Annotated in this window: 24 protein-coding genes; 18 read left to right on the top strand and 6 right to left on the bottom strand. The window is 67.7% G+C overall.

What is annotated here, in order from left to right:
- Positions 1 to 8: 8 nt before the first annotated feature.
- The 4 genes from ACFCV3_RS04470 to ACFCV3_RS04455 are packed head-to-tail and all read left to right on the top strand — an operon-like array spanning position 9 to position 4,444.
- On the top strand, positions 9 to 1,055 hold the full coding sequence (locus ACFCV3_RS04470; protein ID WP_376026018.1) for an ABC transporter permease: 1,047 nt from the start codon (positions 9 to 11) through the stop codon (positions 1,053 to 1,055).
- Positions 1,052 to 1,891, top strand: a complete 840-nt coding sequence (locus ACFCV3_RS04465) for an ATP-binding cassette domain-containing protein (protein ID WP_376026017.1) — start codon at positions 1,052 to 1,054, stop codon at positions 1,889 to 1,891. Before ACFCV3_RS04470 ends, ACFCV3_RS04465 begins: the two co-directional genes overlap by 4 nt.
- Positions 1,892 to 1,893: 2 nt before the next feature.
- Positions 1,894 to 2,919 carry a Gfo/Idh/MocA family protein gene (locus ACFCV3_RS04460; protein ID WP_376026016.1) on the top strand — a complete coding sequence of 342 codons (1,026 nt, stop codon included), beginning with the start codon at positions 1,894 to 1,896 and terminating at the stop codon, positions 2,917 to 2,919.
- A gap of 22 nt (positions 2,920 to 2,941) precedes the next feature.
- Positions 2,942 to 4,444 carry a CoA-acylating methylmalonate-semialdehyde dehydrogenase gene (locus ACFCV3_RS04455; RefSeq protein ID WP_376026015.1) on the top strand — a complete coding sequence of 501 codons (1,503 nt, stop codon included), beginning with the start codon at positions 2,942 to 2,944 and terminating at the stop codon, positions 4,442 to 4,444.
- Between the two features lie 40 nt (positions 4,445 to 4,484).
- On the opposite strand, the gene ACFCV3_RS04450 is transcribed toward ACFCV3_RS04455, so the two are convergent.
- Positions 4,485 to 5,360 carry a LysR family transcriptional regulator gene (locus ACFCV3_RS04450; protein WP_376026013.1) on the bottom strand — a complete coding sequence of 292 codons (876 nt, stop codon included), beginning with the start codon at positions 5,358 to 5,360 and terminating at the stop codon, positions 4,485 to 4,487.
- Positions 5,361 to 5,435: 75 nt separating this feature from the next.
- Here ACFCV3_RS04450 and ACFCV3_RS04445 point away from each other — a divergent pair, with 75 nt between their 5' ends.
- On the top strand, positions 5,436 to 6,134 hold the full coding sequence (locus ACFCV3_RS04445; RefSeq protein ID WP_376026011.1) for a hypothetical protein: 699 nt from the start codon (positions 5,436 to 5,438) through the stop codon (positions 6,132 to 6,134).
- On the opposite strand, the gene ACFCV3_RS04440 is transcribed toward ACFCV3_RS04445, so the two are convergent.
- A complete protein-coding gene (locus ACFCV3_RS04440; protein WP_376026010.1) occupies positions 6,131 to 7,132 on the bottom strand; it encodes a Gfo/Idh/MocA family protein in 1,002 nt (333 codons plus the stop codon). The two genes, ACFCV3_RS04445 and ACFCV3_RS04440, sit on opposite strands and share 4 nt — an antisense overlap.
- Before the next feature lie 255 nt (positions 7,133 to 7,387).
- Here ACFCV3_RS04440 and ACFCV3_RS04435 point away from each other — a divergent pair, with 255 nt between their 5' ends.
- The 8 genes from ACFCV3_RS04435 to ACFCV3_RS04400 all read left to right on the top strand — a co-directional run bounded on the left by ACFCV3_RS04435 (position 7,388) and on the right by ACFCV3_RS04400 (position 12,783).
- Positions 7,388 to 8,131: a GntR family transcriptional regulator gene (locus ACFCV3_RS04435; protein WP_376026009.1), complete on the top strand. Its 744-nt coding sequence runs from the start codon at positions 7,388 to 7,390 to the stop codon at positions 8,129 to 8,131.
- Positions 8,132 to 8,241: 110 nt separating this feature from the next.
- Entirely contained in the window at positions 8,242 to 9,519 is a 1,278-nt protein-coding gene (locus ACFCV3_RS04430) for a CpaF family protein (protein WP_376026008.1), read from the top strand.
- Positions 9,519 to 10,379: a type II secretion system F family protein gene (locus tag ACFCV3_RS04425; RefSeq protein WP_376026006.1), complete on the top strand. Its 861-nt coding sequence runs from the start codon at positions 9,519 to 9,521 to the stop codon at positions 10,377 to 10,379. Before ACFCV3_RS04430 ends, ACFCV3_RS04425 begins: the two co-directional genes overlap by 1 nt.
- Positions 10,376 to 11,314 (top strand): type II secretion system F family protein, encoded by a 939-nt coding sequence (locus ACFCV3_RS04420; protein ID WP_376026005.1) that lies wholly within the window; start codon positions 10,376 to 10,378, stop codon positions 11,312 to 11,314. Before ACFCV3_RS04425 ends, ACFCV3_RS04420 begins: the two co-directional genes overlap by 4 nt.
- A gap of 14 nt (positions 11,315 to 11,328) precedes the next feature.
- Complete coding sequence (locus ACFCV3_RS04415) at positions 11,329 to 11,523, top strand: hypothetical protein (RefSeq protein ID WP_376026004.1); 195 nt, start codon at positions 11,329 to 11,331, stop codon at positions 11,521 to 11,523.
- A gap of 41 nt (positions 11,524 to 11,564) precedes the next feature.
- Entirely contained in the window at positions 11,565 to 11,915 is a 351-nt protein-coding gene (locus ACFCV3_RS04410; RefSeq protein WP_376026003.1) for a TadE/TadG family type IV pilus assembly protein, read from the top strand.
- Positions 11,912 to 12,355 (top strand): hypothetical protein, encoded by a 444-nt coding sequence (locus ACFCV3_RS04405; protein WP_376026001.1) that lies wholly within the window; start codon positions 11,912 to 11,914, stop codon positions 12,353 to 12,355. Before ACFCV3_RS04410 ends, ACFCV3_RS04405 begins: the two co-directional genes overlap by 4 nt.
- Positions 12,352 to 12,783: a pilus assembly protein TadG-related protein gene (locus tag ACFCV3_RS04400; protein ID WP_376025999.1), complete on the top strand. Its 432-nt coding sequence runs from the start codon at positions 12,352 to 12,354 to the stop codon at positions 12,781 to 12,783. The genes ACFCV3_RS04405 and ACFCV3_RS04400 overlap by 4 nt, the downstream gene beginning before the upstream one ends.
- On the opposite strand, the gene ACFCV3_RS04395 is transcribed toward ACFCV3_RS04400, so the two are convergent.
- Both ACFCV3_RS04395 and ACFCV3_RS04390 read right to left on the bottom strand, forming a co-directional pair.
- Positions 12,760 to 14,238: an MFS transporter gene (locus ACFCV3_RS04395; protein ID WP_376025998.1), complete on the bottom strand. Its 1,479-nt coding sequence runs from the start codon at positions 14,236 to 14,238 to the stop codon at positions 12,760 to 12,762. The two genes, ACFCV3_RS04400 and ACFCV3_RS04395, sit on opposite strands and share 24 nt — an antisense overlap.
- Positions 14,239 to 14,247: 9 nt before the next feature.
- Positions 14,248 to 14,820, bottom strand: a complete 573-nt coding sequence (locus tag ACFCV3_RS04390; RefSeq protein ID WP_376025997.1) for a dihydrofolate reductase family protein — start codon at positions 14,818 to 14,820, stop codon at positions 14,248 to 14,250.
- Positions 14,821 to 14,934: 114 nt separating this feature from the next.
- Between ACFCV3_RS04390 and ACFCV3_RS04385 the strand changes: the two genes are divergently transcribed.
- A complete protein-coding gene (locus tag ACFCV3_RS04385; protein ID WP_376025996.1) occupies positions 14,935 to 15,729 on the top strand; it encodes an SDR family NAD(P)-dependent oxidoreductase in 795 nt (264 codons plus the stop codon).
- A 108-nt stretch (positions 15,730 to 15,837) separates the two neighbouring features.
- Positions 15,838 to 17,109 carry a glycosyl hydrolase family 18 protein gene (locus ACFCV3_RS04380; protein WP_376025995.1) on the top strand — a complete coding sequence of 424 codons (1,272 nt, stop codon included), beginning with the start codon at positions 15,838 to 15,840 and terminating at the stop codon, positions 17,107 to 17,109.
- On the opposite strand, the gene ACFCV3_RS04375 is transcribed toward ACFCV3_RS04380, so the two are convergent.
- Entirely contained in the window at positions 17,106 to 17,909 is an 804-nt protein-coding gene (locus tag ACFCV3_RS04375; protein ID WP_376025994.1) for an SDR family oxidoreductase, read from the bottom strand. The two genes, ACFCV3_RS04380 and ACFCV3_RS04375, sit on opposite strands and share 4 nt — an antisense overlap.
- 70 nt (positions 17,910 to 17,979) lie before the next feature.
- Here ACFCV3_RS04375 and ACFCV3_RS04370 point away from each other — a divergent pair, with 70 nt between their 5' ends.
- The 3 genes from ACFCV3_RS04370 to ACFCV3_RS04360 are packed head-to-tail and all read left to right on the top strand — an operon-like array spanning position 17,980 to position 20,515.
- Complete coding sequence (locus ACFCV3_RS04370; protein ID WP_376025992.1) at positions 17,980 to 18,609, top strand: TetR/AcrR family transcriptional regulator; 630 nt, start codon at positions 17,980 to 17,982, stop codon at positions 18,607 to 18,609.
- An 18-nt stretch (positions 18,610 to 18,627) separates the two neighbouring features.
- On the top strand, positions 18,628 to 19,749 hold the full coding sequence (prfB, locus tag ACFCV3_RS04365; protein WP_376025990.1) for a peptide chain release factor 2: 1,122 nt from the start codon (positions 18,628 to 18,630) through the stop codon (positions 19,747 to 19,749).
- Positions 19,733 to 20,515 carry a pentapeptide repeat-containing protein gene (locus tag ACFCV3_RS04360; RefSeq protein WP_376025988.1) on the top strand — a complete coding sequence of 261 codons (783 nt, stop codon included), beginning with the start codon at positions 19,733 to 19,735 and terminating at the stop codon, positions 20,513 to 20,515. The genes prfB and ACFCV3_RS04360 overlap by 17 nt, the downstream gene beginning before the upstream one ends.
- Here ACFCV3_RS04360 and ACFCV3_RS04355 read toward each other — a convergent pair.
- Positions 20,493 to 20,981 carry a hypothetical protein gene (locus ACFCV3_RS04355; RefSeq protein WP_376025987.1) on the bottom strand — a complete coding sequence of 163 codons (489 nt, stop codon included), beginning with the start codon at positions 20,979 to 20,981 and terminating at the stop codon, positions 20,493 to 20,495. The two genes, ACFCV3_RS04360 and ACFCV3_RS04355, sit on opposite strands and share 23 nt — an antisense overlap.
- Positions 20,982 to 21,089 lie beyond the last annotated feature (108 nt).

Below are 21,089 nucleotides of genomic sequence, written 5' to 3'. Positions count from 1 at the left end.
TAGGCGACATGGCATCGACCATCACTTCACCGGCCGCGGCCGACGACCGGGTCTCGGCCCGGTCGATCGGGGCGCGGCTGCTCAGCCGGCCCGAGATCGGATCGCTGGTCGGCGCGGCGGTCATCCTGGTGTTCTTCCTGATCGCCGCACCGCCGTTCCGCGACATCAACAACACCGGCACGATCCTGTACCAGGCCGCGCTGGTCGGAGTGATGGCGGTGCCCGTCGCACTGCTGATGATCGGTGGCGAGTTCGACCTGTCGGCCGGCGTCGCCGTGACGACGTCCGGCCTGACCGCGGGCCTGTTCGCCTACCAGTTCAGTGTGAACGTGTGGGTCGGCATCCTGATCGCGCTGGCCGTCTCACTGGCGGTCGGTGCGTTCAACGGCTGGCTGCTGATGCGGACGGGTCTGCCCAGCTTCCTGGTGACGCTGGGCACCTTCTTCATCCTGCAGGGCCTCAACATCGCGGTCACCCGCCTGGCCTCGGGCGCGGTCGCGTCGAACTCGATCAGCGACATGGACGGTTTCAGTGCCGCGCAGAACGTCTTCGCGTCGGAATTCAAACTCGGCGGGGTGACGATCAAGATCATCATCGTCTGGTGGATCGTGTTCGTCGCGATCGCCGCCTGGGTGCTGCTGAAGACGCAGATCGGCAACTGGATCTTCGCGGTCGGTGGCGATGCCGCGGCCGCCCGCGCGGTCGGCGTACCGGTGAAGAAGGTGAAGATCGGCCTGTTCATGGCCGTCGGGTTCTTCGCCTGGTTCGCCGGGATGCAGTTGCTGTTCGTCCAGAACGGTGTTGTGCAGTCCGGTGAAGGTGTCGGCAAGGAGTTCGTCTACATCATCGCCGCGGTGGTCGGCGGCTGCCTGCTGACCGGTGGTTACGGCTCGGTGGCCGGTGGCGCGATCGGGGCACTGATCTTCGGCATGGTGCAGCTCGGCGTCGTGTACGCCGGCTGGAACCCGGACTGGTTCAAGGCCTTCCTCGGCACGATGTTGCTGCTGGCCACCATCGTCAACCTGATCGTCAAGAACCGGGCGGAGGCACGATGACCACCACGGAGAGCTTCGCGTCCGAGGCCGCGAACAGCCCGACCGCACCGATCGTCCACCTGGAGGACGTCGGCAAGAGCTACGGCAACATCCAGGCACTGCGTGGAGTCTCGCTGTCGGTGCGGCAGGGCGAGATCACCTGCGTGCTCGGCGACAACGGCGCCGGCAAGTCGACGCTGATCAAGATCATCGCCGGTCTGCACGACTACACCTCCGGCACCATGTCGGTGAACGGCGAGGAGCGGCACTTCGCCTCCCCGCGGGAGTCGCTGGACAGCGGGATCGCGACCGTCTACCAGGACCTCGCACTCGCGCCGTTGATGTCGGTCTGGCGGAACTTCTTCCTCGGTAACGAGCTCACCCGCGGGCCGTTCCGGCAGCTCGACGAGCGGGCGATGAAGCGGATCGCCAACGAGGAGCTGACCAAGATGGGGATCTCGATCCCCGACCTGGAGCAGCCGGTCGGCAAGCTGTCGGGTGGTCAGCGGCAGTGTGTCGCGATCGCGCGTGCCATCCACTTCGGCGCCAAGGTGCTGATCCTGGACGAGCCGACCGCGGCGCTGGGCGTCAACCAGTCCGGTGTGGTGCTCAAGTACGTCGTGAAGGCCCGCGACGCCGGGATCGGGGTCATCTTCATCACCCACAACCCGCATCACGCCTACCTGGTCGGCAATCACTTCGTGGTGCTCAAGCTCGGACGGGTCGCGCTCGACACGCAGCGGGCCGACATCACGCTGGAGCAGCTGACCACGGAGATGGCCGGCGGCTCCGAGCTGGAGGCGCTGACCCACGAGCTGCGCGACCTCGCGCCCGACGTACAGGACAAGAAGGAGTAGTGATGAGTGATCTGCGGATCGGCATCGTCGGGGTCGGCGCGATGGGCGCGGACCACGCCGAGCGGATCGTGCGGCACATCTCCGGCGCGCGACTGGTCGCGGTGTCGGATCCCGACACCGCACGCGCCGAGGAACTCGCGGCGCGATGGGGTGCGGCTGCCAACGGCGCGGTGCGGGTGATTGCCGATCCGTTGGAGTTGATCGGCGCGCGGGAGGTGGACGCGGTCATCCTGGCCTCGCCCGGTTTCGCGCATGCCGAGCAGTTGTTCGCCTGTCTCGAGCACGGCAAACCGGTGCTCTGCGAGAAGCCGCTGACGATGGATGCGGCTTCCTCGCTGCAGGTGGTCGAGGCCGAGCACAAGCTCGGCCGTCAGCTCATCCAGGTCGGCTTCATGCGACGCTTCGACCCCGAGTACGCCGCCCTGAAGCAGCTGCTCGATTCCGGGGAACTCGGTCGCCCGCTGCTGTTGCACAACGTGCACCGCAACAAGGCGAACGGGCCCGGGTTCCGCAGCGAGATGATCGTGCGGGACTCGATGGTTCATGAGGTCGACGTCGCACGCTGGCTGCTCGACTCCGAGATCACCAGGATCACCGTGCACAGGCCGAAGCCGACCGCTGCCGTCCCAGAGGGCGTGTTCGACCCGCAGTTCGCCGTGTTCGAGATGGCCAACGGCGCGATGGCCGATGTCGAGGTGTTCGTGAACTTCCAGGTCGGCTACGAGGTCCGTTGTGAAGCCGTCGCCGAGCGCGGGAGTGCAACCATCGGGCTCGGCTCCGGCGTGCTGACCCGCGCTGCCGGGCAGTGGGGTGGCGCGATGCCGGCGGACTTCAGAGTCCGCTTCGACCGCGCGTACGACATTGAGGTGCAGCGGTGGGTGGAGGCTGTGGGCCGGGGCGAGATCGACGGTCCGAGTGCCTGGGACGGGTACGCCGCCGCGGCCGTCTGTGAAGCTGGGGTTGCCTCGCTGACCACCGGCCAGCCTGTGACCGTCGACCTTGCCGACCGCCAAGCCGTTCTCGGCTGACGCTGAAAGAAGGAACCCGAACGTGAGTACTGACATCAAGCGCATCACCCATCTGGTCGGCGGGAGCCCGTGGACCGGTGTCGCCGAGCGGACCAGCAAGGTCTACAACCCGGCCACCGGCGAGGTCACCGGTGAGCTCGACCTCGCCTCGGCGGCCACCGTCGACGAGGTCGTCAAGGTCGCGCACGACGCGTCGAAGGCGTGGGCGCAGACCTCGCTGACCAAGCGCACCCAGGTGCTGTTCGCCTACCGCGAGCTGGTGAACGCGCGCAAGGAGCAGATCGCCGCGCTGATCACCGCCGAGCACGGCAAGGTGCTGTCCGACGCGCTCGGTGAGGTCACTCGTGGCCTCGAGGTGATCGAGTTCGCCTGCGGTATCCCGCATCTGCTCAAGGGCGGGTTCAGCGAAGGTGTCTCGACCAAGGTCGACGTCTACTCGATCCGGCAGCCGCTCGGTGTCAGCGCGGTCATCTCGCCGTTCAACTTCCCGGCGATGGTGCCGATGTGGTTCGTCCCGATCGCGGTGGCCTGCGGTAACAGCGTGGTGATCAAGCCGTCCGAGAAGGACCCGTCGGCGGCGAACGCGATGGCCGAGCTCTGGAAGGAGGCCGGCCTGCCGGACGGCGTGGTGAACGTGCTGCACGGCGACAAGGAGGCCGTCGACCGGCTGCTCGAGCACCCGGACATCAAGTCGGTCTCGTTCGTCGGCTCGACGCCGATCGCGAAGTACGTCTACGAGAACGGCACCAGGAACGGCAAGCGCGTCCAGGCGCTCGGCGGTGCGAAGAACCACATGATCGTGCTGCCCGACGCGGACCTGGATCTGGCCGCGGACGCCGCGGTGAACGCCGGATTCGGTTCGGCCGGTGAGCGCTGTATGGCGATCTCGGCCCTGGTCGCGGTCGAGCCGATCGCCGACGAGCTGATCGCGAAGATCACCGACCGGATGGCGAAGCTGAAGACCGGCGACGGCACCCGCTCGTGCGACATGGGCCCGCTCGTCACCGGCCCGCACCGCGACAAGGTCTCCGGGTATGTGGCGGCCGGTGTCGAGGAAGGCGCGGAGCTCGTCGTCGACGGTCGTGACGGTGAGTTCGACGGCGGCGCCGACGGTTTCTGGCTCGGCCCGACCCTGTTCGACAAGGTGACCCCGGAGATGTCGATCTACACCGACGAGATCTTCGGCCCGGTGCTGTCGGTGCTCCGGCTCCCGTCGTACGACGCGGCCCTCGACCTGGTGAACTCCAACCCCTACGGCAACGGCACGGCGATCTTCACCAACGACGGCGGCGCCGCCCGCCGCTTCCAGAACGAGGTCGAGGTCGGCATGGTCGGGATCAACGTCCCGATCCCGGTCCCGATGGCCTACTACTCGTTCGGCGGCTGGAAGAACTCCTTCTTCGGCGACACCCACGCCCACGGCATGGACGGCGTCCACTTCTTCACCCGCTCCAAGGTCGTCACCTCCCGCTGGCTCGACCCGAGCCACGGCGGTATCAACCTCGGCTTCCCCACTCACGACTGATCGTCCGGCAGGCAGGTGCGGGTGTTCCGTACCTGCCTGCTCAGCCGGCCAGTGTGGTGGCGAGTGCGTCCGCGGCGGTTCCCGGGAGGTGTCCGTGGAGTAGGTCGATGCGGTGCTGTAGGCGTGGAGTCGTGAGAGGGACTGTGGCGGCGGTCGCGGCCAGAGCCGCTGGGAGTACGGCGAGGCCGTGGCCTGCGGTGATCAGGTCCAGGAGGGTGGCCAGGTCGGTGCCGGTGTAGGTGAGGGCTGGGCGGAAGCCGTCGGAGTCGGTGGCGGCGCGGAGGGCGGCCAGGGGTGCGGCGACGTCGGGTGCGTCGATCCAGCGGGCGTCGATGAGGTCTTGCAGCGCGATGCGTCGCCGCTGCGCCAGCGGGTGATCGTTGGCCAGGGCAACGACCAGGGTGTCGTGTGTGACCGCACTGGTCCGCAGGGTGCCGGCGTCGACGAGCAGGAGCGGGTCGGTCGGCGCGGCCACACCGTCGATCAGGCCCAGGTGGTATTCGCCGACCGCCACCCCATGGGCGACCTCGGCACGACCACAGACCGTCAGCGTGACCACGGTTCCCGGGTGCGAACGGCGTACGGCGGTGAGAGCCGTGGCGAGCCGGCCGCCGGCGGCTGCCAGCGGGGATGCGGCGATGGTGAGCGTGCCCGGTGGGTCGCCCGCCGTGCGGTGGACGTCGGCGCGGGCGGCGGCGAGGCGGAGCAGGATCGCGCCGGCGTGTTCGAGCAGCCGCTCACCCGCGGGCGTCGGAGCCACCGGCCGTCGCCCGAGGAGCGGCGTACCGAGGTCGGCTTCCAGCACGGCGATGTGCTGCGAGACCGCCGATTGGGTGTATCCGAGTTCGGCGGCCGCGGCGGAGAACGAGCCGCGTTCGGCAACGGTGACGAAGGTGCGAAGCAGATGCGGATCCACGAGATAAGTATCGCTGATACCCGATGCAGAGATCATCGTTGGCGCTGATGCCGCCCCAGGCCGCAGGATGAAGTCATGAACGCTTATTCCGCACGGATCGCCCTCGTCGGTGATCGTTCGCCCCACGTGAGATCGCATGCGCGGGTGCCCGGTCTGCTGGACCGGCTCCGCGAACGCGACAGCCTCGACCTCGACGTCTACTGGGTGCCGACCGACGAGGTCGACGCCGCGATCAAGGGGTTCGACGGCATCTGGCTGCTGCCGGGCAGTCCGTACCGCGACGAGGCCGGCGCGGTCGAGGCGATCCGGATCGCCCGGGAGAACGGGATCGCGTTCCTCGGGACCTGCGCCGGTTTTCACCATGCGATGCTGGAGTTCGCCCGCAACGTCTGCGGCCGGACGGCCGTGCAGCACGGCGAGAGCAACCCGGATGCCCCGGATCAGTTGATCGTGCCGCTGGCCTGTTCACTCGTCGGCCACGAAGGCATGGTCCACGTGACGCCCGGTACGCGCGCGGCCGACGTACTGGGGGTTGAGCGGTCGATGGAGCGCTACCACTGTGCCTACGGGCTCGACAGCAGTCGGTTGGACGTGCTGCGCGAGCAGGGCATGGTCTTCAGCGCGTACGACGACGCAGGTGATCCGCGGATTGCGGAGCTGCCCGACCACCCGTTCTACCTGGCGACGCTGTTCCAGCCGGAGCTGGCGGGCGATGGCACTCGACCACATGCACTGATCGAGGCCTTCGCCCGCGCAGCCTGCACCAAGAGCTAGCTAGCCAGAGTGGGGCGTGGGCTGAGGCCGGCCGCCAGGTAGGCCTCGTCGATGAGCTGCATCGTGGCGACCGCGTCGTCGGCGTCGGTCGGCAGTGCGGCACCAGTACGGAGGTGGGCGGCGAAGGCCTCCAGTTGGTACGCGTACGACGACTTGCGGCCGAGGTGCTCGACCCAGTGGTCTTCCTTCGTGGTGACGATGACGCGGTCGTCGTTGTGCGGCAGCACGAAGCTTGGTGCGAAGGCTTCACCGCGAGTACCGATGATCTTGCAGCTGAAGTCGAGGGTTTCGGCGCCCATGCTGGTGCGCACTGCGCCGGTAGCGCCGTTCGGGAACTCCAGGTCGGCGTTCAGCCACTCGTCCACCCCAGGTACCCGCTTGCGCTCACCGGCGCGAGCGCTGACCAGACGCGGCGCACCGCCTGCCCAGGGAGCCACAGAGCGCTGGGCGTGCAGGGCGTAGCAGCCGACGTCCATCAGAGCGCCGCCGGCCAGTGGCAGGGACCAGCGTGGGTCGTCCTCAGGCGGCGGAGGCATCACCATGGTGGTTTCCACATGCTGCAGCTCGCCCAGCTCACCCTTGGCGAGCAACTCGTGCAGCCGGCGGGTCACCGGGTGGAAGAGGTAGTGGAAGCCTTCCATGACAGCCACACCGCGCTCTGCCGCAGCGTCGCGCACCAACGCTGCCTCAGCTGCGTTGCTGGCCGAGGGCTTCTCCGTCAGCACATGTTTGCCTGCGGCAATCGCCTTGAGGTTCCAGGGGCCGTGCAACGCGTTCGCCAGCGGGTTGTAGATCGCCTCGACCTCCGGGTCGGCGAGCACCTCGTCGTACGACGCGTGCACGCGTTCGACACCGTGTTCCGCCGCGAACGCAACGGCCCGATCCCGGTCCCGGGCAGCGACGGCGACCAGCCGGGCGCCGGTCAGCCGGGCCGGTTCGGCGATCGCCCGGCCCGCGATCCGGGCCGCACCAAGGATCCCGATACGCAGCGGTTCCATGCTTCTCCTCATCTCAGCCTGTAGCCAGCACAGCCCCCCGAGTGGGCCGGCGGGATGATCCAGAAGGCGACATCCTCCCGTATACAAGCCCCGGCAGATATCCCCGGACCGCCATCCGGACCCGGATTCGGGCACGTTCACTCACCGTTCATGCCGCTGTGTGTCGTGGTAGTTGAACGTTGGGTAATCGGAAGGGATCTGATCAAATCACCGCCCCGGGTCGACTGATCAGGGTGGAGGCTTCAGGATGTGCCCATGAGTACCGTGCAGGTCCAGGTTGATCGGAGCAGTCGGACGCCGTTGCATGTGCAGCTGGCACAGCAGCTCGAGGCGGCGATCCAGGGGGGAGAGCTTCCAGTCGGATCCCGGCTGAGCAACGAGGTGGACCTCGCAGAGGCGTACGGGCTGAGCCGGCCCACTGTGCGGCAGGCGATCGCCCGGCTGGTCGACCAGGGACTGCTGGTGCGCAAGCGTGGCGTCGGGACGCAGGTGGTCGGCAACTCCGGCCAGGTGCGGCGTTCGCTCGAGCTCACCAGCCTGTACGACGACCTGGCCGCAGCGCACCGTAAGCCGGAGACCGAGGTGCTGCGACTCGGCATCGCGCCCGCGACCGCAGACGTGGCGGCGGCGCTGCAGTGTGAGGTCGGAGACCGCGTGCTGCGCCTGGAGCGCCTGCGCCGCGCAGACGGCGAGCCGCTCGCTCTGATGCGCAACTGGCTCCCGCCGGACCTGCTCGAGACCGACCCGACCACCTTGGCCGAGCACGGTCTCTACGAGTTGCTGCGGGCCGAGGGCGTGCGGCTGAAGGTGGCGCACCAGACCATCTCCGCCGTACCGGCATCCCCGGAGCAGGCTCGGCTACTCGCCGAGGAGCCGGGACACCCGCTGCTGGCGACCACCCGGATCACGTACGACGACCACGGTCAGCCGGTCGAGTTCGGGTCGCACCTCTACCGCGCCAGCCGCTACTCCTTCGAGCACACCCTGATCCACCGCTGACGCCAACACTTATCCACAGGTAACTCCGAGCTAGTGGCAATAACTCTCTGTACTTGGGAGGATGGTCGCTCACCGTGACCAATTAACTGCCGCGATGCCCGGGGAGACCGATGACAGCCGACCGACTTGCCGCGCGCCGGTCGGGCTGGGACGGTGCCGTCGAGCTCATCGACGCCCAGGTTCGCGATGTCGTGCGGCGCGAGGGCATCGACCCGCTCCGCGACCCGGGCGCGGTGAACGCGATCGTCGCCACCGTCGTCAAGGAGTACGACGAGCGCAGCCTGACCGGCGTGGTTCCGCCGATCGGTGACATCGAGGCGGTCAGCCGCGAGGTCCACGACCGGGTCGCCGGATTCGGCCCGCTGCAGCGATATCTGGACGATCCGGCGGTCGAGGAGATCTGGATCAACGAGCCGAGCCGGGTCTTCATCGCCCGCGAGGGCCGGCACGAGCTGACCACCACGGTGCTGACCGAGGAAGAGGTCAGCGACCTGGTCGAGCGGATGCTGAAGACGACCGGCCGCCGGATCGACGTCTCGCAGCCGTTCACCGACGCCCGCCTGCCCGACGGCAGTCGCGTGCACATCGTGCTTGGCGGTATCACACATCGTTTCGCCGCGATCAACATCAGGAAGTTCACGGTCCGCGCGACCCGGCTGAACGACCTGGTCCAGCTCGGTTCGCTGACCCCGCACGCCGCGGCCGTGCTGGACGCGTCGGTCGCCTGTGGGCTGAACATCCTGGTCTCGGGCGGCACCCAGGCCGGCAAGACCACGATGTTGAACGCACTCGCCGGCTCGATCCCCGGCAGCGAACGCGTGATCAGCTGTGAAGAGGTCTTCGAGATCAAACTGCCGATCCCGGACTGGGTGTCGATGCAGACCCGGCAGGCCGGCCTGGAGGGGACCGGCGAGGTCCGGCTGCGCGACCTGGTCAAGGAGTCGCTGCGGATGCGGCCGTCCCGGATCATCGTCGGCGAGGTTCGCGGCGAGGAGTGCCTGGATCTGTTGCTGGCTTTGAACTCAGGCATCCCAGGTATGTGCACGGTCCATGCGAATTCGGCGCGTGAGGCGCTGACCAAGATGTGCACGCTGCCGCTGCTGGCCGGTGAGAACATCGGTTCGAGGTTCGTGCTGCCGACGGTGGCCGGCTGTGTCGACCTCGTCGTACATCTCGGGATCGCTGCCGACCGACGCCGTCGGGTGCGGGAGATTCTGGCGGTCAGTGGGCGGATCGAGGATCAGGCAATCGAGACCGAGACGCTGTTCGGCACCGTGGACGGGCGGTTGCGGCGGGCCGAAGGGCATCTGCCGCATCCCGAGCGGTTCCAGCAGGCGGGGTACAACGTGTCCGGTCTGCTCACGGAGTTGCCGTTAGGTGCCGGCTGATGGGGCTTCTGCTCGGACTCTTCTTCGGGGTCGGCCTGCTGCTGATCATCGCGACTTTCGTGGCGCCCGCCGAGGCCCGCGTTGCGCAGGACGGTCGCCTGGTGACGCGCAGCCGCGACCTGCTGGCCAGCGCCGGGGTCGAGGGCGTGACACCGATCGCTTTCATCGGCGCCTGCCTGATCACCGGCCTGATCGGGCTCGTGGTGATGTTCGCGGTGTCGGGTGCTTGGCCGGTCGGTGTGGTGTTCGGTCTGATGGCCGGCGGTGTGCCGATCGCGTTGGTGCGGAGTCGCGCCCGGCGGCGACTGGCCGAGTTCCGCGAGCTGTGGCCCGATGTCGTCGACAACATCGCGTCCGCCGTCCGGGCCGGGCTGTCGCTGTCCGAGGCGCTGGCGCAGGTGGGTGAGCGCGGACCGCTGCCGTTGCGGGAGCCGTTCCGGCGCTTCGGTGCGGACTACGCCTCGACCGGCCGGTTCGCGGAATCGCTGGACAGGTTGAAGGCACGGCTCGCGGATCCGGTTGGTGACCGGGTCGTGGAAGCCCTGCGGATCGCGCGCGAGGTCGGCGGTGGCGATCTCGGTCGGCTGCTGCGATCCCTGTCGACGTTCCTGCGCGACGATGCACGGACCAGGTCCGAGCTGGAGTCCCGGCAGTCCTGGTCGGTGAACGGCGCGCGGGTCGCGGTCGCGGCCCCGTGGCTCGTGCTGGCGATGCTGTCGTTCCAGGGCGATGTGATCCAGCGGTACAACTCGGCAGTGGGCGCGATCGTCATCGGCACGGGCGCCGTGATCTGCGTGCTCGCATACCGGTTGATGTTGCGGATCGGCCGGTTGCCCGAGCCGGAGCGGGTGCTGCGATGACTCCGCTCCTGCTCGGTGGTGTGCTCGGCGCATTGTTCGGTGCCGGCCTGCTCATCGTCGTACGGCGCTTGCCGTTCCTGCGCCGACCGACGCCGGACGCCCGGATCGCGCCGTACCTGCGTGATATCGACGGCTCCGAGGTGTTCCTCGGCGTCGCCGCGTCGAACTCGCCCTTCTACGCGATCCTGCGGCTGTTCGGACCGTCGTTGCGCGCTGGGGCCCGACGGTTGGAGCGCGTGCTCGGCGGTGCGAACTCGATCCGCCGAAGACTCGCCCGTGCCGGGCTGGACCGGACGGTCGAGGAGTTCCGGATCGAGCAGTTGCTGTGGGGTACGGCGGCGTTCGGTGCCGGCCTGGTTGCGTCGCTGGTGGCAGTTGCGTTCGGGATAGGCAGCCCAGTCGGGATGCTGGTCTTCTGCGCATTGCTGGGCGTCCTCGGAGTCCTTGCCCGCGACACCTATCTCACCACTCAGGTTCGCAATCGCGAGCGCAGGCTGCTCATGGAGCTTCCCACGGTGGCCGAGTTGCTGGCGTTGTCGGTAGCCGCCGGGGAAGGCCCGGCCGCCGCGCTCGACCGGGTCGCGCGGTCCTGCCGTGGTGACCTTGCGGACGAGCTCAAGCAGGTGCTGGCTGAGACTCGGGCCGGCGACACACTGGTCCGCGCGCTGGATGCGTTGGCGGATCGGACCGGTCTGATGGCGCTGTCCCGGTTCGCGGACGGTCTGGCTGTCGCCCTCGAACGCGGTACACCCCTGGCCGACGTACTGCGGGCGCAGGCCGGTGACATCCGTGAGGCCGGGCGTCGCGAGTTGATCGAGTCCGGCGCCCGTCGCGAGGTCGCCATGATGGTTCCGGTGATTTTCCTGGTTCTGCCGGTCACCATCGCGTTCGCCTTTTTCCCAGGCGCTGTCGGAATCCGGTTGATTGCCGGATGAAACGAGGAGAGGTCATGTCCCGATTGACGACGATGCTGTGCGTGGCGTTGCTGACGCCGCGGCCTGCGCGCAAGGAACGTGGTGATGTACCGGGATGGGTTCTCATCACCGTGATGACTGCAGGTCTGGTGGTGGCGATCTGGCAGTTGGCCGGTGATCAGCTGGCCAAGATGTTGCAGAACGCGCTGGACTCAGTCACCAACAAGTGATCCAACGACTCAGACGGAGGAGCGACCGTGGATCCGCGGTCGTGGACTTCGTGCTGGTCTCGACGCTGGTGGTGCCGTTGTTCCTCGGCATCCTGCAGGTCGGCCTCTACCTGTACGTGCGCAACACCGTGACCGCCGCGGCCTCGGAGGGCGCCCACTACGCGGCAGTCCTGAACCGGACACCGGTCGAAGGCGAGGCGCGGACCCGCGAGCTGATCAGCGGCGTCGTGAACGATCGTCTGGTCAACTCCGTCGACGCGAGCGCGACCGATATCGACGGTCAGCCGGGCGTCGAGGTCGTCGTCCGCGCACACATGCCGTCGCTGGGTCTGTGGGGTCCGGCGGTCGACTTCAGCGTTGCCGGGCACGCCGTCAAGGAGACCGGCCGATGACGAAGGATGAACGCGGCAGCGCGGTGGTCGAGTTCTCCTGGCTGGCCTTGCTGTTGATGGTTCCGCTGATCTACGTGATGCTCGGCGTCTTCGACGTTCAACGAGCCTCGTACGGCGCGACCGCGGCGACCCGCGCGGCCGGGCGCGCGTTCATCATCGTGCCGGACGGCCTGTCGGAGGACGAGGCCCGTTCCCGTGCGTTCGAGGCGGCCCGACTGGCCATGCGCGACCAGGGCATGGAGCTGACCTCGGACCAACTCACGATCAGCTGCAACCCCGCCTGCCTGCAACCCGGTTCGACGGTCACCGTCACGCTGAACACCAGCGTCCGGCTGCCGTTGATCCCCGACGCGCTCGGCGGCGAACCGCCCGCGATCGCGATCAGCTCCTCGCACACCGAGCCGTACGGCGACTATCGCGAGCCGAAGGGCGACGGATGAACCGCCGGCCACGTGATGACCAGGGCCAGATGACCGTGCTGATCATCGGCTTCACCTTCGTCATCCTGCTGATGATCGTCGTGGTCACCGACGTCTCCAAGGTCTTCCTGGTCCGGCGCGATCTCGACGCGACCGCCGACGGCGCCGTACTGGCTGCTGCCAACGGGCTGGCCGCGGTCTACGCGCAGCCCGCGGCCGACGGCAACGCCGAGCTCGATCCCGACCAAGCCCGCCGGCTGACCGCCGAGTACCTGGATCAAGTTGCCGCGAGCAACCGTTTCGACGGGCTCGACTGGTCTGCCGACGTCACCGGTACGACGGTCACCGTGCGCTTGACGTCGTCGGTCGACCTGCCGTTCCAGCCACCCGGCTTCCCGAGCGCTGCGGATATCGCCACCGAGGCGTCAGCCGTCGTACCGGTTCGCTGAATCAGTCCGGCGTAAGGGGAGCAAGTAGAGGACGAGGACGATTGCCATCGTCACCACACCAGCGATCCCGACCGCGTGATAGCCGCTGACGAAGGCGTGCTTGACCTGCTCCAGCAGTACGCCGCTCGCCTGTTCGAAGCCGTCGACCCAGCTGCCGCTCGCGGAGCCGCCGGAGAGCCGCGCCCGGTAGACGACCGTGGCCAGGCTGCCCAGAATCACCAGGCCGGTGGCGATCCCGATCTCGTTGGCCGTCTGCGCCAGCGATGCCGCCGAACCGGCTCGCTCCTGTGGTGCGTGCGAGATGATGTCGTTCATCAGGAACGGGAACGCGGCTCCGACCCCGGCTGTCGTGAGGACGGCACCGCCGATCGCCCAGGCGATGCCGGATTCGCCTACCGGGAGGAGCGCGAACGGTACGAAGCCGATCGCCATCATCACCAGACCACCGACCACGACACACTTCGGTTCGATCCGATGGCCGAGCCAGGGGCCGAGGTTCGAGGCGGCGATCATCGCGATGGTCGACGGGATCAGGCAGAGTGCCGCCGTCAACGGCTCCAGACCGTGCACCGACTGCAGGTAGAACGCGATGAAGATCGACGTACCGCCCATCAGCAGCGCGGTGAGGAACAGCACCCACAGCGCGCGAGTCACCCCCGGCTGCCGCAGCAACGACAGATCGACGAGCGGGTGCTCGAGGGTGTGCTGCCGCCGTACGAACACGATGCCGAGGGCGAGACCGACCACGCCCAGCCCGGCGATCTTCCAGAGTTCAGTGCCGTTGACGGCCCACTTGAGCGCGGCGACGAGGCTGAGGATCGACACCAGGCACAACGCGGCACTGCGCAGATCCAATCGAGTCTCGGGCTGTGGTTGCGATTCCGGCAGCAGCCGAGGTGCGGCCAGCAGCGTCAGCACCATCACCGGTACACCGAGCAGGAACACCGAACCCCACCACCAGAACTGGAGCATCACGCCGCCGATCAGCGGAGCCACGGCCATCCCCAGCAGGAAGCAGGTCATGTAGGCGCCCATCGCCGAGACCCGCGCCTTCGGATCCGGGAAGATCTGGCCGAGCAGCGCCATCGAGGCCGGCATGATCGCGGCGCCGGCGAGTCCCATCACCGCGCGGGTGACGATGATCATCCACGGCGCGGTCGAGAACGCCGCGACAGCTGACGCGAGCGCGAACACCGCCGCACAGATCACGATCAGCCGGCGACGCCCGATCCGGTCGCCGACGGCACCCATCGTGACCATCGTGCCGCCGACCATGAACCCGTAGATGTCGTTCATCCACAACAGTTCTGCCGGTGACGGGCGCAGATCGGAGGACATCCTGGGCAGCGCCACCCCGACCACACTGACGTCGATCGCGATCAGCAACGACGGCAGGGCCAGTAACGCCAGCGCGAGCCGAGGGCTGCGGGGCTTTGTGGAGGTAGAAGTTGTCATGAGGTTCCTTCACGCAGACTGGGCGATGGGCTGGTAGTGCGACACGACGACCTGGCTGTCGAGAACCGCCGAATCGACCAGCCGGAGGTTGCGCCGCTGGTCGGGAGCGGCGAAGAGTTGACGGCCACCGCCGAGCACGACCGGGTGGACCGCGACGTGGAACTCGTCGATGAACCCGAGCTCGGCCAGGGTTCCGGCGAGCGCGGCGCCGCCGGTGAGCAACAGGTCGGCGCCGGGCGCAGCCTTGAGCGCGCCGACCTCCGCTGCCAGGTCACTGTTGATGACCCGACTCGTCCACTCGTCGCCGTGGAAGCTGTTGGAGAACACGATCTTCGGCGTGGCCCGCCAGAACGGCGCGAACCTGGCCACGTGCGGATCGTCGGTGATCGATTCGGCGTTGGGCCAGAAGCCCACCATCATCTCCCAGACGGGCCGGCCGAACAGCAAGGTGTCGACCCGCTGGTCGAGACGGTCTGAGTACGCCGACAGTTCGGGCCCCATCGTCGGCCAGTCGAACTCGCCGTTCGGCCCGTCGATGAACCCGTCGACCGAGGTGTGGACCCAGTAGATGATCTTCCGCATGATGCTCTCCTTCTGAGGTGTGCTCACCCCTCGGTCGGAGACGACCACGGCTTCTTGACATCGCTCGGCACTGTCTTTCGCATTTCGCCGGTACGGCGTGGGCACCATGGGGGAATGCAGATCGAGCTGAGCGGGCGACGGGCACTGGTATCCGGATCGAGTCAGGGGATCGGGCTGGCGATCGCGACCGAACTGGCGCGCGCCGGAGCGGCAGTCGTGGTGAATGGACGGACCGCCGACAAGACCGAAACTGCGGCCGCGCACGTGCGGAACGACGTACCGGGTGCTGATGTCGTGGCTGTTGCGGCGGATCTGGCGTCGAGTGAAGGTGCTGAGCAGTTGCGGGCGGAGGTTCCGGAGCTGGACATCCTGGTCAACAACCTCGGGATCTTCGGGGCCAAGCCGGTGCTCGAGGTCGATGACGACGAGTGGCGGCGGTACTTCGAGGTGAACGTGCTGTCGGCGATCCGGCTGATCCGGATGTACCTGCCGGGGATGACCGAGCAGGGCTTCGGACGGGTACTCAACATCGCCAGCGACTCGGCCATCGTGACGCCGGTCGAGATGGTGCACTACGGCGTCACGAAGACGGCGCTGCTCGCGGTGACCCGCGGCTACGCGAAGGCCGCGGCCGGGACCGGTGTGACAGTGAACTCGGTGATCGCGGGCCCGACCCACACTCCCGGCGTCGAGGACTTCGTGCACGAGCTGGTCGGCGACGACCAGGAGTGGGAGGACGCGCAGCGGCAGTTCATGAAGGAGCACCGCCCGTACTCATTGATCCAGCGGCTGATCGAACCGCACGAGATCGGCAACCTGGTCGTCTACCTCAGCTCGGAGCAGGCCTCGGCGACCACCGGCGGGGCGCTCCGCGTCGACGGTGGGTACGTCGATTCGATCCTGCCGTAAACCCCTGCCGGCAACGTCCGTGGCGGGTTTCCGCCATGTCGTGGCGGCCCGGGGGAGTAGCACCTTACGGTAAACGAAAGGTCGCTACGTATTGACTGAGGGGTCGCCATGAATCGACGGGTCGGCGTTGTTCTCGCGAGTGCCATCGCGGCCGGGCTCCTCTTCGGATCGGCCGGCCTGGTGGCTCAGGCCGGTGGGTCGTCCGTCCAAGCAGCCTGTACGGCGCCCGCTTGGGCTGAGGGAGTTGCCTACGCGGCGGGTGCCAAGGTCACCTACCAGAGCCGCACCTACCAAGCCCGATCCGCGCACACCGCGCCGCCTGGTTCCGGCTGGAACCCGGTCGCCGCCCCGTCGCTCTGGCTCGACCTCGGGGCGTGCGACAGCACGCCGCCCACCGATCCACCGACGACCCCGCCGCCCAATGCGACCTGCGCGGTGAAGTCGCGCCCGGCCGGCAAGGTGCTGCACGGCTACTGGGAGAACTGGGACGGCTCCTCGAACGGCGTCCACCCGCCCTTCGGCTGGACGCCGATCACCGACTCGCGAATCGGTCAGCACGGTTACAACGTGATCAACGCAGCCTTCCCGGTGATCCTCTCCGACGGCACCGTGAAATGGGAGGACGGGATGGACGCGACCGTGAAGGTCGCCACCCCGGCCGAGATGTGCGCGGCGAAGGCGGCCGGCCAGACCATCCTGCTCTCGATCGGTGGCGCGACGGCCGGCATCGACCTCAGCTCGTCCACGGTCGCCGACCGGTTCGTGGCGACCGTCGTACCGATCCTGAAGCAGTACAACTTCGATGGGATCGACATCGACATCGAGACCGGCCTGACCGGTAGCGGCAACATCAACCAGCTCTCCACCTCCCAGGCGAATCTGATCCGGATCATCGACGGCGTGCTGGCGCAGATGCCGTCGAACTTCGGGCTGACGATGGCACCGGAAACGGCCTACGTGACCGGCGGCAGCGTCACCTACGGCTCGATCTGGGGGTCCTACCTCCCCATCATCAAGAAGTACGCCGACAACGGCCGGCTGTGGTGGCTGAACATGCAGTACTACAACGGCAGCATGTACGGCTGCTCCGGCGACTCCTACTCCGCCGGCACCGTACAAGGCTTCGTAGCCCAGACCACCTGCCTCAACAACGGCCTGGTAATCCAGGGCGTCACCATCCGGGTCCCCTACGACAAACAGGTCCCCGGCCTACCCGCGCAAAGCGGCGCCGGCGGCGGCTACATGTCCCCATCCCTGGTCTCCCAGTCCTGGAACAGCTTCAACGGCCAACTCAAAGGCCTGATGACCTGGTCCATCAACTGGGACGGCTCCAAAAACTGGACCTTCGCCGACAACGTCAAATCCCTCCAGGGCCGTTAGCCGAACAATCCGGGGTTGTCGGTGAGCCAGGTGGTGAAGGGGCGGGCTGTGTGGCCGGTCAGCAGCTCGACGCCTGGCTCGATCGGGTGTGGGGTGCCGACGCGTGAGGCCCAGTAGGCGAACAGGGTTTCGCGTTGGCCGACGTCGCGCATCGGCATCTCGGCACGGGCTTCGTCAGGAGTGAGGTCGACGGCCTCGATCGGTACGCCGGTGGTTTCGGTGACCAGGGCGATCTGGCGGCGGCGGGTCATGGACTCGGGGCCGGTGAGCGGGTAGGCGCGGTCGTCGTGGCCGTGGCCTGGGCCGTCGAGGAGCACCTGGAGTACGGCGTCGGCGATGTCCTGCTCGTGGATCGGGGCCTCCTCGGCGTCGAGGTAGGGGAGGCGGATCTGGCCGGTGGCGCGCACTTGGTAGGCCCAGAACTTGGCGTTGCTCATGAAGGCGCCGGGCTGCATCCGCGTGGTGGCGTAGCCGCCGGAGGCGATGATCCGCTCGGTCCTGGCGTGGGGGTCGTCGGGGCCGCAGGCCGCGGATAGCGAGGAGAGCAGGACGACCTGCTTCACGCCGGCGGCATCGGCGGCGGCCACGAAGGCCGGTGCGGACTCGGGGTCGGCGTACAGGAAGACCTGGCTGACGCCTTCGAGAGCGGGTGCTGGGTCGGCGGGGTCGTACGCGATGGCGGTCGGGCCGAGGTCGGCGGGCTCGCGGCTGGCGATCCGGACGTCCTGACCGGCGGCGGTCAGACCGGTGGTGACGGCGCGGGCGATCGCGCCGCGGCCGCCGGTGACGAGGATAGTCATTGTATGAACTCCAAACATGTAGTCGCTACAAGATTGGGTTCAGTAAAGCAGGATGCTCTACGGTTGTCCAATGGAGCTCGGGCGGCGGGAACGGAAGAAACAGCAGACGAAGGCGGCGATCTCGCAGGTCGCGACGCAGCTGTTCCTCGAGCGCGGGTTCGAGGCGGTGACCGTGGCCGAGGTCGCCCAGGCCGCGGATGTCGCCGTGCAGACCGTGTTCAACCACTTCCCGGCGAAGGAGGATCTGTTCTTCGACGAGAAGGGCTGGTGGGTCGGGCCGGCGCGGGCGATCCACGAGTCCGACGGGGAGCCGCTCGACGTGCTCGAGGCGCACTACCTGGCCATGGCCCGCGAGCGGCTGGCGGTCGGGCACCTGGCGACCTGGAAGCAGTTCGTCCGGACGATCGAGGCCAGCCCCGCGCTGCTCGCGCGGCGCCGGCTGTACAGCGATGAGCTAGTGAGGTTTCTGGCCAGAGTGCTCGAGGAGCGATCCGACAACCGGCTGCGGAACCGCCTGCTCGCGGCTCAGTACGCCGCCGCTCAGAACACGTTGGAGGACGAGCTGATGCGGATCCTTCCGGACAACGCGTCGGCGGACACGCTTGTCGAGGTGCAGCACAAGCTGGAGGAGATGGTGGCGGAGGTGTTCGCCGTGCTCAGAAACGGCATGGGAAACGGTTTAACGGCGCCGAGGGGTTAGCGGGTACGCTGCATTGTTGTGGCTGGACTGGATTTTGACGCTGAGCTCAAGCAGCTCGACGCGACGCTGACCTCGATCGAGAAGGTGCTCGATCTCCCTGCAATGCGTGCGGAGATCGCCGAGCTGGGTGAGGCGGTGGCCGCGCCGGACCTGTGGGACGACCAGGCGAACGCGCAGAAGGTGACGTCACGGCTGTCCAGGCTGGAGGCCGATGTCGACCGGGTCACCGGGTTGCGTTCCCGGGTCGAGGACGTCGGCGTCCTGATCGAGCTCGCCCGCGAGGAGAACGACCCCGACAGCATCGCGGAGGCGGAGAAGGAGCTCGCCTCGGTCGCGAAGCTGATCCAGTCCCTCGAGGTCCGCACGCTGCTCTCGGGTGAGTACGACGAGCGCGACGCCCTGGTCACCATCCGTTCCGGTGCCGGTGGTGTCGATGCCGCGGACTTCGCCGAGATGCTGCAGCGGATGTACCTGCGCTGGGCCGAGCGGCACGGTTACGCGACCGAGGTCTACGACACGTCGTACGCCGAAGAGGCCGGGCTCAAGTCGACCACCTTCGCGGTCAAGGCGCCGTACGCGTACGGGACGCTGAGCGTGGAGTCCGGGACGCACCGGCTGGTCCGGATCTCGCCGTTCGACAACCAGGGCCGCCGGCAGACGTCGTTCGCCGCGGTCGAGGTGGTTCCGGTGCTGGAGCAGACCGACGAGATCGACGTACCGGACGAAGAGATCCGGGTCGACGTGTACCGGTCGTCCGGCCCGGGTGGCCAGAGCGTCAACACGACCGACTCCGCGGTCCGGCTCACGCACATCCCGACCGGCACCGTGGTCTCCTGCCAGAACGAGAAGTCCCAGCTGCAGAACAAGGCTTCCGCGATGGTCATCCTGAAGGCCAAGCTGCTCGCGCTGAAGAAGGCCGAGGAGCGCGCCCACCTGGATTCGCTGCGTGGTGACGTGCAGGGTTCGTGGGGCGACCAGATGCGGTCCTACGTCCTGCACCCGTACCAGATGGTGAAGGACCTGCGGACGCAGTTCGAGTCCGGGAACACCTCGGGCGTCTTCGACGGCGAGATCGACGACTTCGTCGAGGCCGGCATCCGCTGGCGCCGTACCGGCCAGACAGTTGCCGACCAGAACTGACCTCCGCGCCGACTGCAGTAGCTGCTTCGGGCTCTGCTGTGTCGCGTTGACGTTCAGCAAGTCCGCCGACTTCGCGATCGACAAGCCGGCGGGCGAGGCCTGCCGGAATCTCGACGACGCTTTCCGGTGCCGCATCCACACCGAACTACGGCCCAAGGGCTTCCAGGGGTGCACGGTCTACGACTGCTTCGGTGCCGGCCAGGAGATCTCCCGCCGCGCAGGTAAGAGCTGGCGCGAGCAGCCGGGCGCCGACATGTTCGCCGCCCTGCCGATCCTCCGCCAGCTGCACGAACTGCTCTGGTACCTGACGGAAGCCCTTACCTACAAGGGAACCGAGCCCCTCCACGCAGACCTCCGTACGGCGTTCGCCCGCGTCGAGCACGTGAGCCGCACCACGGACCTTGCCGCCGTGGACGTGATGGCGGAGCGTGCCGTCGTCAACGAGCTGCTGCTGAAAACCAGCAAACTCGGCCGCGGCAAACAACCCAAGTCCAAGGACCGCCGAGGCGCCGACCTGATCGGCAAACGCCTCCGCAACGCCGACCTCGCGAACGCCAACCTCCGCGGCGCCTACCTGATAGCCGCCGACCTGACCAACGCCAACCTCCGCGGCGCGGACCTCATCGGCGCCGACCTCCGAGACACCAACCTCGCCGGTGCCGACCTCACCAACACCCTCTTCCTCACCCAATCCCAGCTCAACGCCGCCCAAGGCAACGCTCAGACGAAACTCCCGGCAGCCCTCACTCGTCCGTCTCACTGGTAGCCGGACGCCGCCGTACCAACCGCCACAAGCGATAGCCGAGGTAGCCAATCGCCGCGACACCGATCGCCACCGAGAACTTCCACTGGCCGGATCCTTGCGCGTAGATCATCGGGGGATCTTCCCGGAGGTACTGGCCGGGGACCTGGGTGCCGACGCGGCCGGGGTTGTTCTCGAACAGGACGTTCGTCCGCCGGATGGTGCCGTCGGTGCTGACGAAGTCGCCGTACGTGCTGCAGCCGCCCTTCTCGTACCAGGCCCGGCACTCCTTGCGCGTCACGGTGAATGTCCCGGCGATGCCCTCGTCGTGGGCGACTCGCAGCATGCTCGGCAGATCGACGATCACGAATACGAGGAAACCCACGGCTACCAACGGATAGACCACGCTGGTGACGACCGAGCCGAGCCTGGTGAGCACGCGGTCGACAGTCCGAGCTCGCGGATTGTCGGGTGCATGCTTCGGCGCCATAGATCCCCCCTTCCACGCCGAATGCTATGCGCCACCCCGTCCCTCCCCGCCCACTGAACCCACCGTGCAGCCTTGGCATCGCGCCACTGAACCCACCGTGTCGACTGG

This window comes from Kribbella sp. NPDC056345 (assembly GCF_042262745.1).
Classification (GTDB): Bacteria; Actinomycetota; Actinomycetes; order Propionibacteriales; family Kribbellaceae; genus Kribbella.
This window is presented reverse-complemented; position numbering and strand designations above follow the sequence as displayed.